The following is a 16,694-nucleotide window of genomic DNA, read 5'->3' as shown; positions in this document are numbered from 1 at the left end:
GTAATTACCAATGGAAAATATTGCGTTAATTGAATCTTTCTCAGAGTTTAAGGACGATAAGTTCATAGACAGGGTAACATTGATGGCCATTTTGGAAGATGTTTTTAGAAATGCGCTTAAAAAGAAGTTTGGTTCAGATGATAACTTTGATATCATTATCAACCCAGATAAAGGTGATTTAGAAATTTGGAGAAACCGTATCGTTGTAAACGATGGTGAGGTTGAAGAGCCGAATGAAGAAATTTCATTAACTGCTGCTCGTAAAATTGAGCCAGATTTTGAAGTTGGTGAAGATGTGTCTGAAGAAGTGAAGTTGATTGATTTAGGAAGAAGGGCTATTTTGGCATTACGTCAGAATCTTATTTCTAAAATTCATGAGCATGACAATACAACTATTTATAAGCACTTTAAAGATTTAGAGGGCGAAATATATACGGCAGAGGTTCATCACATTCGTCATAAAGCTATTATTTTGTTAGATGACGAAGGTAATGAGATAATCTTGCCAAAAGATAGGCAGATACCTTCAGATTTCTTCCGTAAGGGAGATAATGTAAGAGGTATTATTGAAAGTGTAGAATTAAAAGGTGCTAAACCTACTATAATAATGTCTAGAAGTTCACCTAAATTCTTGGAGCAATTGTTCTTTCAGGAAATACCTGAGGTGTTCGACGGATTGATTACTGTTAAGAAAGCGGTTAGAATACCAGGAGAAAAAGCGAAGGTTGCTGTAGACTCTTATGATGACCGTATTGATCCGGTAGGTGCCTGTGTAGGTATGAAAGGATCTAGAATTCATGGTATTGTTCGTGAATTAGGTAATGAAAATATAGATGTTATCAACTGGACGGCTAACCCTCAATTGTTAGTTACTAGGGCATTGAGTCCTGCAAGAGTTTCTTCTGTTAAGTTGAATGAAGAAAAGATGACAGCGCAAGTTTACTTGAAGCCAGAAGAGGTTTCTAAAGCTATTGGTAGAGGTGGGCATAATATTAGATTGGCTGGTCAATTAACTGGTTATGAGATAGATGTGTTCCGTGAAGGAGTAGAGGAAGATGTTGAATTAACAGAGTTCTCTGATGAAATCGATGCTTGGATTATAGAGGAATTCAAGAAGATCGGATTTGATACAGCACGTAGCGTCTTAGAACAAGATGTTAACGATTTAGTGAAGCGTACAGATTTAGAAGAGGAAACTATTTTAGAAGTTGTGCGTATCCTAAAAGAAGAATTAGAAGATTAGCTATATATTAGCGCTTAAATAAAAGAACGGGAATCAGTATTTATGGCAGACAATGCAAAAATAAGGCTTAATAAAGTTCTACGTGAACTTAATATTTCCTTGGATAGGGCAGTGGACTTTCTTAACGGAAAAGGACATGATGTGGAAGCGAGGCCTACCACAAAAATTTCCGATGATGTTTATCAAGTTTTGCTTGACGAGTTCCAGACGGATAAGAGTAAAAAGGTAGCTTCAAAGGAAGTTGGCGAGGAAAAGCGTAAGGAGAAGGAGGCAATTCGAGTTCGATTAGAAAAAGAACAAGAAGATCGTCGCTTGTCCCGTGAGCGAAGAAACGCTGAATCAGAAGAGAAAGCTTTGGTTGGTAAGGTTGAACTTTCTGGACCTAAAATGGTCGGTAAAATAGATCTTAATCCTAAGAAAAAAGTTAAGGAAGAACCTGTTAAGGAGACTCCGAAAGCTGAGGAAAAGGTTGCTCCCAAAGTAGAAGAAAAAGCTGCGCCTAAGGTTGAGGTTAAGGAAACTAGAAAGGTAGTCTTACAGGGTCCTAAGATAGTTTCTCAACCGATAAAGAAGCCAGAGGTAAAGAAAGAAGAACCTAAAGTTGAAGCTCCAAAAGCGGCTGCGCCTAAAGTTGAGGAAACTAAGAAGCCAGAAGTTAAAAAGGAAGTTGCTAAAGTAGAGCCTGTAGCTGAAGTTGCTCCAGAGCCTGAAGCTCCAAAGACTATTGAGACTCAATATCAGAAACTATCAGGTCCAAAAATTGCAGGAGAGAAAATCGATCTTAGCAAATTTGAGAAACCTAAGAAAAAGAAGGAAGATAAAAAACCTGCTGCTGGTGCTGTTGATCGTAAAAAGAGACGTAGAAGAATTGTTACAAAAAATCCTTCTGGTCCTGGTCAAAGTAGAAATACTGGTAACACTGGTGATAGAAATAAAGGTAGAGGAAGATTTGCACCTGTTGCAAAGGTAGAGCCTACTGAAGAAGACGTTCAAAAACAAGTACGTGAAACCCTAGAAAAACTTCAAGGTAAATCCAAGAAGGGTAAAGGTGCTAAGTACAGAAGAAGTAAAAGAGATCAGCATCGTGAGCAGACTGAGAAAGATCTAGAACAACAGGAATTAGAGAACAAAGTACTTAAGGTTACTGAGTTCGTTACTGCAACTGAGGTTGCGACTATGATGGGTGTTTCTACGACTGAAATTATTTCTGCTTGTATGTCGTTAGGATTAATGGTAACGATGAATCAGCGTTTAGATGCTGAAACATTATCTATTGTAGCTGACGAGTTTGGTTATGAAGTAGATTTCGTTACTGCTGATATTGAAGAAAGTATAGTAGAAGAGGTAGATGCTCCTGAAGATTTAAAATCAAGAGCGCCTATTGTTACTGTAATGGGTCACGTGGATCACGGTAAAACATCTTTATTGGATTATATCCGTAAAGAAAATGTTATTGCCGGTGAAAGTGGTGGTATTACACAACATATTGGTGCATATGGTGTAACTCTTGAGAATGGAGAGCGCATTGCTTTCTTAGATACACCTGGTCACGAAGCGTTTACCGCGATGCGTGCAAGGGGTGCTCAAGTTACAGATATTGCAATTATTGTAATTGCGGCAGATGATGATATTATGCCACAAACGAAAGAAGCAATTAGCCATGCGCAAGCTGCTGGTGTGCCAATCGTTTTTGCAATAAACAAAGTAGATAAGTCTACTGCTAACCCAGATAAGATTAAAGAAGGTTTAGCACAAATGAACTTACTGGTAGAAGATTGGGGAGGTAAAATACAATCACATGATATTTCTGCTAAAACTGGTTTAGGTGTTAAAGAATTATTGGAGAAAGTTTTACTTGAAGCAGAATTGCTAGAGTTAAAAGCAAATCCAGATAAGCATGCTACAGGTACTGTGGTAGAAGCTTTCTTAGATAAAGGTAAAGGTTACGTGTCTACTGTATTAGTACAGTCGGGTACACTTAAAATAGGCGATTATGTGTTAGCTGGTACCACTAGTGGTAAAATTAAGGCAATGCAAGATGAAAGAGGTCATACTGTTAAGGAGGCTGGACCGTCTACACCAATATCTATTTTAGGTCTTGATGGTGCTTCTCAAGCAGGTGATAAGTTCTATGTGTTAGAAGATGAACGTGAGGCTAAACAAATTGCTTCAAGAAGATCTCAATTACAACGTGAGCAGTCTGTTAGAACACAACGTCATATAACACTTGATGAAATCGGACGTAGAATTGCATTAGGTGATTTCAAAGAGCTTAATATTATCCTTAAAGGTGATGTTGATGGTTCTGTTGAAGCGCTTACCGATTCTTTCCAGAAATTATCTACCGATGAAATTCAGGTAAATATTATTCATAAAGCAGTTGGTCCTATTACAGAATCAGATGTGTTGTTAGCTTCGGCTTCAGATGCTGTTATAATTGGTTTTAATGTAAGACCAATGGGTAATGCTAAGGCAATCGCTGAAAAAGAGGAAATTGATATCCGTATGTATTCTATTATATATGCAGCGATCAATGATCTTAAAGATGCGATGGAAGGTATGTTGTCTCCTGAAATGAAAGAAGAGATATCTGGTACTGCTGAGATTAGAGAAACATTCAAGATTTCTAAAATTGGTACCATTGCAGGTTGTATGGTAACTACTGGTAAAATCTTTAGAAATTCTAATATTCGATTAATACGTGATAGTGTAGTAATATACACTGGTACATTGACTTCTTTAAAACGATTTAAAGATGATGTTAGAGAGGTAGCAAAAGGATATGATTGTGGTCTTCAGATCAAGAACTATAATGATATCATTGAAGGTGATATCGTCGAAGCATTCCAAGAAGTTGCAGTGAAGAAGAAATTGAAGTCTAAATAGGATTTTAATAGAAGAGCATTTAAATCTCTTTAAAAATAAAGCAAAAAAAAATCGACCTATTTGGTCGATTTTTTTGGTTTTAATAACATTGCATCAGGATACTTAATTCGTACCTCGTTAAACTTTCGCTCTGCATCTAATTTAGAAGTGAATCTACCAACTCTAACTCTGTAAGTGGGAGAGTCAAAATCTATTTTAGATGACAAATCTGGAAAATCTTCCTCTACATTTGCTTTTATTCTTTGTGCTTTGGCATAATTTCCAAATCCAACCTGTATTCTGTAATATTCATTATTGCTTAGAGAAGATTTATAGATTTCTAGCAACTGATCAATCTTTGGGTTTTGTTCAATGTTTACATTTGCACCTTGCGCATAGCTAAAGTGAGCAAAACATGCAAAAACCACCATGGTACTTAGAATTTTCATAACCTATTTTTAATTTTATTTTTGTTACACGCAAAAGTAATTTATTAAGGATCAAACAAATAAATCGAGATCTATTTAGAATATTTCTAAATTGTAAATTATAGATACATTAACATTTTCCAAATAAAGTCTATGTCGTATTTTTGTCTTCGATTTAGGCATTTGGTGGATTATAATTGGTTTCATCTATGACCAAAATCATGCCAAGATTCCGATAGAAATATTCGATATATGAAAAAGGTTCCAAACCGAAATCAGTTTTCTAAAATTTTAGGTTTATCCCTAATAGCATTTTTGCTTTTTTTAAGTCCGTTAACAGCGCAGGATGAACCTGTTGCTGACGATGCAACCACTGAGTTGGCTGCTGGTGCCGGTGATGCAAAAAATGGTAAAGCATTGTTCAATCAGAATTGTGCTGCATGTCATGCGTTGAATCGTAAGATGACCGGACCTGCATTAGAAAATGTAGAAAGTAGACTAAGCGAAGATGAGGGCTTAGGTAAAGAATGGTTGTACGCTTGGATTAAGAATAGTCCTGGTGTTATCAAATCAGGAGATGCTTATGCTAATAAGCTTTATGCTGAGTATAATCAGGCGGCAATGACTGCTTTTCCGACGTTGTCAGATAGTGATATCGATGATATTTTAGCGTATACCGCTGCTGCTCCTGCTGCTGCGCCGGCTCCTGCTGCGGGTGATGCTCAGGCTGCTGCTGCAACTACTGGTTCTGCTGGTGTTTCTAACGAAATCATATTAGGTGCTTTGGTGCTTGTATTTGGTTTGTTAGTGGTTATGCTGTTGTTAGTGAATAAAACGCTGCAGCGTATAGCGCAGGCAAACGGTATTGTGCTAGAAAAAGATAGTGCTTCAAAAAGAACTCCTATTTGGAAAGCTTTCGCTCAAAATCAATTTTTAGTTTTGGTTACTGCAATCGTCTTGTTGTTGGGTAGTGCTTATTTTGCGTACGGTTGGATGATGCAAGTAGGGGTTGATCAAGGTTATGCTCCTATTCAGCCTATACATTATTCTCATAAAATTCATGCTGGTGATAATAAAATTGAATGTAAGTATTGTCACTCTTCGGCTAGAGTTTCTAAGCATTCGGGTATTCCTTCATTGAATGTATGTATGAACTGTCATAAATCGGTTTATGAGTACACGGGTAATCCGGAAGGACCTTCTCAGGAAGATTTGGAAAATGGTTATACGAATGAATTCTATACTGGTGAGATTAAGAAATTATACAAAGCAGTAGGTTGGGATGAGGAAACTCAGAACTATACTGGCGATAGTCAGCCTGTAGAATGGGTTAGAATACATAATCTTCCTGATTTCGCATATTTCAATCACTCACAGCACGTTTCTGTTGCTGGTGTTGAATGTCAAACTTGTCACGGTCCTGTAGAGGAAATGGAAATTATGTATCAATATTCTCCATTAACAATGGGTTGGTGTATTGATTGTCATAGAGAAACAAACGTGAAAGTAGAAGGCAATGAGTATTACGAGAAAATACATGCTGAGCTTTCTAAGAAGTACGGTGTAGAGAATTTAACAGCTGCTCAGTTGGGTGGACTGGAATGTGGTAAATGTCACTATTAATAATAATTTAAAGAAGCTAATTACAGATAATACGTATGGCATCAAACAAAAAATATTGGAAGAACGAGGCGGAGTTAAATCCTAACGATTCCATTGTTGAGGCGCTAAAGCAGAATGAATTTGTAGAGCAGATTCCTGTGGATGATTTCTTGGGTGACAAGGAAACTTTGTCTTCTACAAATACAAATCGTAGAGATTTTTTGAAGTATGTTGGGTTTAGTACCGCAGCTGCTTCTTTAGCAGCATGTGAAGGTCCGGTTGTAAAATCGATTCCTTATGTGGTATTGCCAGAGAATATAGTTCCAGGTGTTGCAAATTATTATGCAACAACTATAGCTAACGGATTTGATTTTGCAAGCATTTTAATTAAGACCCGTGAAGGTCGTCCGATTAAAGTTGAGAATAATACCTTGGCTAAAATAGGAGGTTCTGCAAATGCAAGAATTCAGGGTTCTGTTCTTTCTTTGTACGATAGTACTAGATTACAAGGGCCATTAGCAAATGGAGAGCCTGTTGAATGGGATGTGTTGAATGCAGCAGTAAAAGCTAAGATGGGTGAACTTAAGGGTTCTGCTAAAAAGATAGCTGTACTTACGCAAACATACGCTAGTCCTTCAACAGATCGTTTAATGTCTGATTTAGTTGCGGCTAATGAAAATGTTGTTCATGTTACTTATGACGCAATTTCAGAAGATGCTGCGTTAAATGCTTTTGAAAATAAATATGGTAAGCGAGCTTTGGCGGATTATGATTTCGAAAAAGCTGGTCTTATTGTTTCTTTTGGGGCAGATTTTATTGCTGATTGGCAAGGTGGAGGATATGATGCTGGTTATTCTAGAGGTCGTGTGCCTAAGAACGGTAAAATGTCAAGACACGTGCAGTTAGAGGCGAATATGTCTTTAACCGGTGCAAATGCTGACAAACGTGTGGCTATGAAGCCAAGTGCACAGAAAGTTGTTTTGGCTAAATTATATGGAAAACTAAACGGTACTTCGGTAGGTGGTAACACCTCTGAGTATGATGCATTGGTTGATTCTATAACTACAGAAATTAAGAAAGCAGGTTCAAGTGCGGTTGTTGTAACTGGTTTAGATGATGTTAATGCTCAGGCGGTTGTTTTGGCAATTAACGAAATGTTATCTAGTGAGGCATTTGACGTTGCTGCACCAAAATATGTAAGAAAGGGTAGTGTTAAAGCTGTAAATGCTTTAATTGCCGATATGAAAGCTGGTAGAGTTAGTGCTTTGTTAATGGATGGGGTTAATCCTGTTTATTCTTTGCCTAATGCAGCAGATTTCAAAGAAGGTTTGTCAAAAGTAGACTTAACTGTTGCTTTTTCAACAAATTGGAACGAAACTACGGAGGCTGTTCAGTATGTTGGGTCTACAAATCACTACTTGGAGTCTTGGGGTGATATTGAAATCAAAAAGGGGTATTACAGTTTAATGCAGCCTACAATTAAAGAATTATTTAATACAAAGCAGTTTCAAACAGTAGTTTTAGGATTACTTGGAAGCGAGCAAACGTATTATGATTATATAAAAGATACATGGTCTTCTTCTGTTCTTAACGGAGCTAGTTGGAACCAGGCGTTGCAAGATGGTGTTTTCAGTGCAGACACTATGGTTGTTAATGCTGAAGGCGCTACACAAAATGTAGCTGCTGTTGTAGAAGATGCTACTGAGGTTGTTACCAATACTTCTATGGCTTCTGCTATTCGTAGTTTAGCAAATACTACCAGTGATGGTATGGAGCTTACTTTGTATTCAAAAGTAGGTATGGGTGATGGTCAGCAAGCAAGTAACCCTTGGTTGCAAGAGTTCCCTGATCCAATTACAAGAGTATCTTGGGATAACTATGCTACTATTTCTAAGGCTGATGCTGCTGAGCTAGGTGTAGAGAATGTAAATGTCGCTAATGGCGGTATGGATGGTAACTATGTAAAGCTTACTGTAAATGGTGTAAGTATTGATCAAGTTCCGGTTGTAGTTCAACCAGGTCAAGCAAAAGGTACTGTAGGTCTTTCTTTTGGTTATGGTAAGAAAGTAGGATTGAAAGAAGATATGCAAACTGGGGTTAACGCCTTTACTTTGTATGATGGTTTCAATGCTAATCAATCTGTAAGTGTAGAAAAAGTTGGAGGTAACCATGAGTTTGCTTGTATTCAATTGCATAAAACCCTGATGGGTAGAGGAGATATCATAAAGGAAACAACTTTAGAGATATTCAATACTAAAAATCATTCTGAGTGGAATGAGGTTCCTATGGTTTCTTTAGATCACCAAGAAGTTCCTGCAACATCTGTTGATTTGTGGGATAGCTTTGATCGTACCATTGGGCATCATTTTAATATGTCAATCGATTTAAATGCTTGTACCGGTTGTGGTTCATGTGTTATTGCTTGTCATGCTGAGAATAACGTGCCGGTAGTTGGTAAGGCTGAAGTAAGAAAATCAAGAGATATGCATTGGTTGCGTATCGATAGATATTATTCTTCAGAAGAAACTTTCGAAGGTGATAACGAAAAGAAAGATGGTTTTGAAGGTTTATTTGGTGATGCTGGTTCATTAGGAGGTTTCGGTGAGTTAGAAGATCCTTCTGCTAATCCTCAGGTTGCTTTTCAGCCTGTAATGTGTCAACATTGTAATCATGCGCCTTGTGAAACTGTTTGTCCTGTAGCGGCAACATCGCACGGTAGACAGGGTCAAAATCAAATGGCTTATAACAGGTGTGTAGGAACAAGATATTGCGCAAACAACTGTCCGTATAAAGTGCGTAGATTTAACTGGTTCTTGTATAATAACAATGACGAGTTTGATTTCCATATGAATAACGATTTGGGTAAAATGGTATTGAACCCAGATGTAAATGTTCGTTCTAGAGGTGTTATTGAAAAATGTTCTATGTGTATTCAAAAAACACAAAAAACTATTCTTGATGCTAAAAGAGACGGGCGTGTTATTGCTGACGGAGAATTCCAAACAGCCTGTTCTTCAGCTTGTAGTAATGGAGCCATTGTATTTGGTGATATTAATGATGAGAAGAGTAAAGTAGCAGAATTAAAAGCGAGTGACCGTATGTACCACTTATTGGAGCATGTAGGTACTCAACCAAATGTTTTCTATCACGTTAAGGTTAGAAACACCAACGAAGCATAAACAATAGTAGAAAGTAATTATAACAAAAGTCTATGGCGTCGCATTACGAAGCACCTATACGTAAACCCCTAGTTATTGGGAACAAAGGCTACCACGATGTAACTGTGGATATTGCCGCTCCAGTAGAAGGCAGAGCAAACAAGCACTGGTGGATAGTTTTTTCCATTGCTTTAGTGGCATTTCTTTGGGGAGTAGGTTGTATTATTTATACGGTCTCTACCGGTATCGGTACTTGGGGTCTTAACAAAACAGTAAACTGGGCTTGGGATATTACCAACTTCGTTTGGTGGGTAGGTATCGGTCACGCCGGTACATTGATCTCGGCAGTATTATTATTGTTCCGTCAGAAATGGAGAATGGCAATTAACCGATCTGCAGAGGCAATGACAATTTTCTCTGTAGTTCAGGCAGGTTTGTTTCCAATTATTCACATGGGTCGTCCTTGGTTGGCGTACTGGGTACTTCCAATTCCAAATCAATTTGGTTCGTTGTGGGTAAACTTTAATTCACCACTTCTTTGGGATGTATTTGCAATTTCAACATATTTATCTGTTTCATTAGTGTTCTGGTGGACAGGTCTTCTACCTGATTTTGCGATGATTCGTGATAGAGCTGTTTTGCCTTTTCAAAAGAAGATATACAGTTTGTTAAGTTTTGGTTGGAGTGGTCGTGCTAAAGACTGGCAACGATTTGAAGAAGTATCATTGGTTCTTGCGGGTCTTGCAACACCTTTAGTATTATCTGTACACACAATTGTATCTTTTGATTTTGCTACCTCAGTAATACCAGGTTGGCATACAACTATCTTTCCACCGTACTTTGTTGCAGGTGCAATTTTCTCTGGTTTCGCTATGGTGAACACCTTGTTGATTATAATGAGAAAGGTATGTCATTTAGAAAACTACATTACTATTCAGCATATTGAGTTAATGAATATTGTAATTATGTTAACGGGTTCTATTGTAGGTTGTGCCTACATTACAGAGCTGTTTATGGCATGGTACTCAGGTGTTGAATACGAGCAGTATGCGTTTTTGAACAGGGCAACCGGACCTTACTGGTGGGCTTACTGGTCAATGATGACTTGTAATGTATTCTCTCCACAGTTCATGTGGTTCAAAAAATTAAGAACTAGTATCATGTTCTCTTTCTTTATTTCTATCGTGGTAAACATAGGTATGTGGTTTGAAAGATTCGTGATTATCGTAACCTCTTTACATAGAGATTATCTTCCATCTTCTTGGACAATGTTCTCACCAACATTTGTTGACATCGGTATCTTTATTGGTACAATAGGTTTCTTCTTTGTATTGTTCTTGTTATATGCTAGAACATTCCCTGTAATTGCACAGGCAGAGGTAAAATCTATCTTGAAAGCATCTGGTGAAAAGTATAAGACCTTAAGAGATTCTGGTAAGCCGATGTATCAAATAACAAAGTTAAAGGCAGAGGTTAAAGAGCCGATTACTGATGATGTTTTGATGGGTGAAGTAGTGCCTACTGTCGGAGATAAAGTTGGAGTGTCTGATTTGTTAAGTGCAGTTGGATCATTTGATGCGACTACACAAGAGGCTGATGATTTAAAGAAAGTTAAAGGTATCGGACCTCAAATGGAAGCTACTTTGAATGAGATAGGAATTTACACATTTGCTCAAGTAGCTAGAATGACTGAGAGTGAATACAATTTGTTAGATTCTATTACAGGTTCTTTTCCAGGAAGAGCACAACGTGATGACTGGGCAGGGCAAGCAGCAATTTTATTAAATAACAAAAGATAAATATGGCATCTAAAGTTATACACGCTTTTTACGATGATGATGATGTGCTAATGCTTGCCGTTAAAAGGGTTAAAGCAGCAAAGCTTCATATTGAAGAGGTATATTGTCCTTTTCCTGTACACGGATTAGACAAAGCAATGGGGTTAGCCCCAACAAGATTGGCGATAACAGCTTTCTTATATGGTTGTGTAGGTATTACCGTGGCTACTCTTATGATGAATTATATCATGATAGAAGATTGGCCTCAAGATATTGGTGGTAAGCCAAGCTTTAGCTACCTTGAGAATATGCCTGCATTTGTGCCTATTATGTTCGAATTAACGGTTTTCTTCGCTGCTCACTTAATGGTAATTACTTTCTACCTAAGAAGTAGATTGTGGCCATTTAAGGAAGCAGAGAATCCAGATGTAAGAACTACGGATGATCATTTTTTAATGGAGATTGAAATCCATGACAACGAGCAAGAATTAAGAGATTTATTAATGGATACTGGTGCAGTAGAAATTAATGTTTCAGAAAAAAACAGTCATTAAATATGAACAGTTTTAAGAAATTAGCAATACTATACGGTTTAGCGATCGTAGTGACTTCATGTCAGAGTAAAGGTTCTCGTAATTATCAGTACATGCCCAATATGTATGAGTCTGTTGGTTATGAAACTTATGGTGAGGCAGACTTATTGCCAAATCAATCAGAGGCCATATTGCCACCTGCGAATACTATTAATAGAGGTTGGTTGCCTTATGAAATTGAAAATTCACCTGAAGGGAAAGAATTATCAAGATTACAAAGTAGCCCTTTAGATTCAATTAATGTTGAAGCTAAATTGGCTAAAGGTGGTCAACTATATACCATTTACTGCGCAATTTGTCACGGTGATAAAGGTGATGGTAAAGGAACACTTGTAAAAAGAGAAAAGATATTAGGGGTGCCTAGTTACGCAGACCCAGTGAGAAACTTGACAGTAGGATCTACATATTATACAATTCATTACGGATTGAATTCTATGGGTTCTTACGCATCTCAAATGAATACTGAAGAGATGTGGCAAGTATCTGAATATGTAATGACACTGAAACAAGATTTAACCAAATAATAGGTAAACAATACTATGTATACGTTTTCAAATAGACTTAAAATAGCTTCCTTCGTTCTAATGATAGTAGGTGCATTAGGAATCCTTGGAGGATTTGTTATGGCTCCTGGAACTATAGCAGAGGCGAAAGAAATGGTTACAAGTCATGACGGAGGTCATGGTGATGCCCATGAAGTAGAAGCAGAACATGCAACGAATGAAAATGATCATGCTGTTGCTGAAGCTCATGGTGAAGAACACGATTCTTCTCATGATCAGCATTTGTTAGATCAATTAAAGAATAGACCTTGGGCGGCATTATATGTTGCAGCATTTTTCTTTTTTATGATATCATTAGGGGTGTTGGCATTTTATGCTATACAACGTGCTGCGCAGGCAGGGTGGTCTCCGTTGTTATTTAGAGTAATGGAAGGGATTACTGCTTACTTGGTTCCTGGTGGAATTATAGTATTTGTAATATTACTTCTTTCTGTACTACATATGAATCACTTATTCATTTGGATGGATGAAACTGTAGTAGCTCATGATGCACTACTTCAAGGTAAAGCTGGTTATTTAAATCCTACGTTCTTCTTAATTAGAGCAGCTATATTTTTAGCTGGTTGGATTGGATATAGAGAGTATTCTAGAAAACTATCTATTGCTCAAGATGCGTCAGATGATGATTCGAATTTTAAATTGAATTTTAGAATATCTGCTGGTTTCTTAGTATTCTATCTTATATCTGAGTCTATAATGTCTTGGGATTGGATTATGAGTGTTGAACCACACTGGTTTAGTACATTGTTCGGGTGGTATATTTTTGCTAGTATGTTCGTATCGGGTATTACTGTTATTGCAATGGTAACTATCTACTTGAAATCTAAAGGTCATTTGCCAGACGTTAATAATAGTCACATTCATGATTTGGCTAAATTTATGTTCGGTATTAGTATCTTCTGGACATATTTATGGTTCTCTCAATTTATGTTAATATGGTATTCTAACATACCTGAAGAAGTAACGTATTACGTAACAAGAATTGCAGATTATAGATTGCCTTTCTTTGGTATGGTAGCTATGAATTTTTTATTTCCTGTGCTATTATTGATGAATAGTGATTATAAGAGAATCAATTGGTTCGTAATTTTAACAGGTATTGTAATCCTGGCAGGTCATTATATGGATATCTTTAACGCCATTATGCCATCTACTGTTGGTGATAACTGGTATATTGGTATACCTGAAATTGGTTCTGTATTATTTTTTGCAGGTCTATTTATATTCTGGATATTCAGAGCGATTTCAACACAACCGCTGCAACCAAAAAGAAATCCTTTTATTGAAGAAAGTAGACACTTTCATTACTAGTAATTAAGTAAGTATAACATTTATATATACAATGACGACATTATTAACTTTAGCTGTACTTGTTCTTGTAGCCATTGCCATTTGGCAGTTGACTAAAATATTTGAATTATCTCAGCTTAAAACAGAACAGCACCAAATAGCAACGGATAGCGATAATAAGAATAACGGGTACATGTTATTCGCATTCTTGGTATTCATCTACGGAATTACAATTTTCAGTTTCTGGAAGTACGGTAAATTTTTACTACCTGAAGCTGGTTCTGCTCATGGTGAAGAGTATGATAGCTTAATGTTAGTATCGATGGTAATTATTTTTATAGTACAGACGTTAACACAGGCATTATTACATTACTTCGGTTATAAGTATTCTGGTAAAAAAGGTCAAAAAGCTTTGTTTTACGCTGATAATGATCGTCTAGAGTTCATCTGGACAATCATACCTGTAATTGTACTAGCCGGTCTTATTCTTTGGGGATTATACACCTGGACAACCATTATGGATGTTAATGATGAAGATGATCCTTTGATTGTAGAGCTTTATGCACAACAATTTAACTGGACTGCTAGATATGGTGGTGGAGATAATGTTTTAGGTGGTGCTAATGTTAGAATGATCGATATCGATAAAGCAAATATATTAGGTTTAGATGAAGCTGATACTTATGCGCACGATGACATTATTGTTAAAGAATTGCATTTACCAGTTGGTAGAAAAGTGAATTTTAAAATGCGTTCTCAAGATGTATTGCACTCTGCTTATATGCCTCACTTTAGAGCACAGATGAACTGTGTACCAGGTATGATTACCGAATTCTCTTTTACGCCGATTTACACGACTGAAGAAATGAGAATGAATGAAGATGTTGTGGATAAGGTGAAGAGAACTAATAAGCTACGTGCAGAGAAAGCTGTTAGAACAGGAGAGGCGATTGATCCTTGGGAATTTGATTATATCTTGCTTTGTAATAAGATTTGTGGAAAATCTCATTACAATATGCAGATGAAGATAATCGTAGAAACAGAAGAGGAGTATAATGAATGGATGAAAGGTCAGTCAACATTTGCCGAGACGGTAATGAAAGACGAAGCTAGTCCTGCATTTAATACTGTAAGTTCAGTTTCAATAGGAGAGTAGTTTTTTATACTCAAGTCAACAAAGCTATAATAAGAAAATTAATAAAAATAAGATTACGATTATGTCAGCAACAGCACATGCACATGTAGATGATCACGCACACGACGATCATGGACATCATCATAAAGAAACTTTTGTAACAAAGTACATCTTTAGCCAAGACCATAAAATGATTGCCAAACAATACCTTATAACGGGTGTATTGATAATGGGTTTTATTGGTATTGCAATGTCATTATTATTTAGAATGCAATTGGCGTGGCCAGGTGAGGCATTTCCAATATTTGAGGCTCTTTTAGGAAAATGGGCTCCAGGTGGAGTTATGGATGCTGATGTTTATTTGGCTTTAGTAACAATGCATGGTACTATCATGGTATTCTTTGTACTTACTGCAGGTTTAAGTGGTACGTTTAGTAACCTATTGATTCCGTTGCAAATTGGTGCTCGAGATATGGCATCTGGTTTCCTTAATATGGTATCATTCTGGTTGTTCTTTGTTTCAGCGGTAGTAATGGTTATTTCATTATTTGTTGAAGCAGGTCCGGCAGCAGCTGGGTGGACAATTTACCCACCCTTAAGTGCATTGCCAATGGCACAACCTGGTTCTGGTTTAGGTATGACTTTATGGTTAAGTTCAATGGCGATTTTCATTGCATCATCTCTTATAGGATCTTTGAACTACATCGTAACGGTTATCAACTTAAGAACTAAAGGAATGTCAATGACAAGATTGCCTTTAACTATATGGGCATTCTTTGTGACAGCTATTATTGGGGTAGTTTCTTTCCCAGTTTTATTGTCTGCAGCATTATTATTGATTATGGACAGAAGTTTTGGTACTTCTTTCTTCCTTTCAGATATATTTATTCAAGGTGAGGTTTTACATTATCAAGGTGGTTCGCCAGTATTATTTGAACATTTATTCTGGTTTTTAGGACACCCAGAGGTGTATATTGTGATTTTACCAGCAATGGGATTAGTGTCTGAGATTATGGCTACTAGTGCGCGTAAACCTATTTTTGGTTACCGTGCTATGATTGCTTCTATACTTGCAATTGCTTTTCTTTCAACGATTGTTTGGGGTCACCATATGTTTATTTCTGGTATGAATCCATTTTTAGGATCTGTATTTACATTTACAACTTTATTAATTGCGATACCATCAGCGGTAAAAGCATTTAACTGGATAACAACGCTCTGGAAAGGTAACCTACAATTAAATCCTGCAATGCTATTTAGCATTGGCTTTGTATCTACATTTATTACAGGAGGTTTAACAGGTATTGTTTTAGGAGATAGTACATTAGATATTAATGTTCATGATACCTATTTCGTAATAGCTCACTTCCACTTAGTAATGGGTATCTCTGCATTATATGGCTTGTTTGCTGGTGTGTACCATTGGTTCCCTGTAATGTTTGAAGGAAAGCTTTTAAATAAAAATTTAGGTTATGTCCATTTTTGGGTAACTGCGGTTGCTGCTTACGGTGTATTCTTTCCAATGCATTTTGTTGGTATGGCAGGTGTACCAAGAAGATATTATGAAAACACGGCGTTTCCAATGTTTGATGAGCTAGCAGATATACAAGTATTAATGACCGTATTTGCTATTATTGCAGGTGCTGCTCAATTAGTGTTCGTTGCAAACTTTATCTATAGTGTTTTCTATGGTAAGGTTGGTCCAGTTAATCCTTGGAAATCTAATACGTTAGAATGGACTGCAGAACAGAAGCATATTCATGGTAACTGGGCTGGCCCGATACCTGAAGTTCATAGATGGTCTTATGATTATAGTAAGGTTGATGAGAATGGTGAATATTACATTCCAGGTCAAGATTACATACCACAACATATACCACTTCAGGAAAATGAAGAAGAAATGAATCATTAAGCTTCATTAAGTTATATAAAAGCCCAACTAGTAATAGTTGGGCTTTTTTTTGCAATCTTCTTAAGATATTGCTAAGTTGTTTTATTATTACATAAAATTAAATACCTTCAATTTTTAAATAGAAGTT

The 16,694-nt window shown here is 36.8% G+C and carries 11 protein-coding genes; 10 read left to right on the top strand and 1 reads right to left on the bottom strand.

The genetic code is table 11. The features are described 5' to 3' along the window. Positions 1–10: 10 nt before the first annotated feature. A complete protein-coding gene (gene nusA / locus Q4500_RS06640) occupies positions 11–1,243 on the top strand; it encodes a transcription termination factor NusA (RefSeq protein ID WP_073242344.1) in 1,233 nt (410 codons plus the stop codon). Between the two features lie 42 nt (positions 1,244–1,285). Next, a complete protein-coding gene (gene infB, locus Q4500_RS06635) occupies positions 1,286–4,129 on the top strand; it encodes a translation initiation factor IF-2 (RefSeq protein ID WP_303598922.1) in 2,844 nt (947 codons plus the stop codon). Positions 4,130–4,185: 56 nt separating this feature from the next. Here infB and Q4500_RS06630 read toward each other — a convergent pair whose 3' ends face one another. Beyond that, the gene (locus Q4500_RS06630) at positions 4,186–4,557 is read right to left on the bottom strand and encodes an SPOR domain-containing protein (protein WP_303598921.1); all 372 of its coding nucleotides are present in this window, start codon (positions 4,555–4,557) and stop codon (positions 4,186–4,188) included. 231 nt (positions 4,558–4,788) lie between these two features. On the opposite strand from Q4500_RS06630, the gene Q4500_RS06625 reads away from it, so the two are divergent. The 8 genes from Q4500_RS06625 to Q4500_RS06590 all read left to right on the top strand — a co-directional run bounded on the left by Q4500_RS06625 (position 4,789) and on the right by Q4500_RS06590 (position 16,567). After that, positions 4,789–6,159, top strand: coding sequence for a c-type cytochrome (locus Q4500_RS06625; protein WP_303598920.1), 1,371 nt, complete (start codon positions 4,789–4,791; stop codon positions 6,157–6,159). A gap of 35 nt (positions 6,160–6,194) precedes the next feature. Continuing rightward, the gene (locus tag Q4500_RS06620) at positions 6,195–9,317 is read left to right on the top strand and encodes a TAT-variant-translocated molybdopterin oxidoreductase (RefSeq protein ID WP_303598919.1); all 3,123 of its coding nucleotides are present in this window, start codon (positions 6,195–6,197) and stop codon (positions 9,315–9,317) included. A 32-nt stretch (positions 9,318–9,349) separates the two neighbouring features. Further along, positions 9,350–11,095, top strand: a complete 1,746-nt coding sequence (gene nrfD / locus Q4500_RS06615) for an NrfD/PsrC family molybdoenzyme membrane anchor subunit (protein ID WP_303598918.1) — start codon at positions 9,350–9,352, stop codon at positions 11,093–11,095. Between the two features lie 2 nt (positions 11,096–11,097). Further along, positions 11,098–11,628, top strand: a complete 531-nt coding sequence (locus Q4500_RS06610; RefSeq protein WP_303598917.1) for a DUF3341 domain-containing protein — start codon at positions 11,098–11,100, stop codon at positions 11,626–11,628. A 2-nt stretch (positions 11,629–11,630) separates the two neighbouring features. Then, positions 11,631–12,191 (top strand): cytochrome c, encoded by a 561-nt coding sequence (locus tag Q4500_RS06605; RefSeq protein WP_303598916.1) that lies wholly within the window; start codon positions 11,631–11,633, stop codon positions 12,189–12,191. A 15-nt stretch (positions 12,192–12,206) separates the two neighbouring features. Beyond that, positions 12,207–13,541 carry a quinol:cytochrome C oxidoreductase gene (locus Q4500_RS06600; RefSeq protein WP_303598914.1) on the top strand — a complete coding sequence of 445 codons (1,335 nt, stop codon included), beginning with the start codon at positions 12,207–12,209 and terminating at the stop codon, positions 13,539–13,541. 31 nt (positions 13,542–13,572) lie between these two features. Continuing rightward, the gene (locus Q4500_RS06595; RefSeq protein ID WP_303598913.1) at positions 13,573–14,676 is read left to right on the top strand and encodes a cytochrome c oxidase subunit II; all 1,104 of its coding nucleotides are present in this window, start codon (positions 13,573–13,575) and stop codon (positions 14,674–14,676) included. A 61-nt stretch (positions 14,677–14,737) separates the two neighbouring features. After that, positions 14,738–16,567 carry a cbb3-type cytochrome c oxidase subunit I gene (locus Q4500_RS06590; protein WP_303598912.1) on the top strand — a complete coding sequence of 610 codons (1,830 nt, stop codon included), beginning with the start codon at positions 14,738–14,740 and terminating at the stop codon, positions 16,565–16,567. Positions 16,568–16,694 lie beyond the last annotated feature (127 nt).

The organism is Maribacter sp. 1_MG-2023, assembly GCF_030547005.1.
GTDB lineage: Bacteria > Bacteroidota > Bacteroidia > Flavobacteriales > Flavobacteriaceae > Maribacter.
Note: the sequence above shows the minus strand (reverse complement) of the source record. Positions and strands in the feature narration are given on the sequence as shown.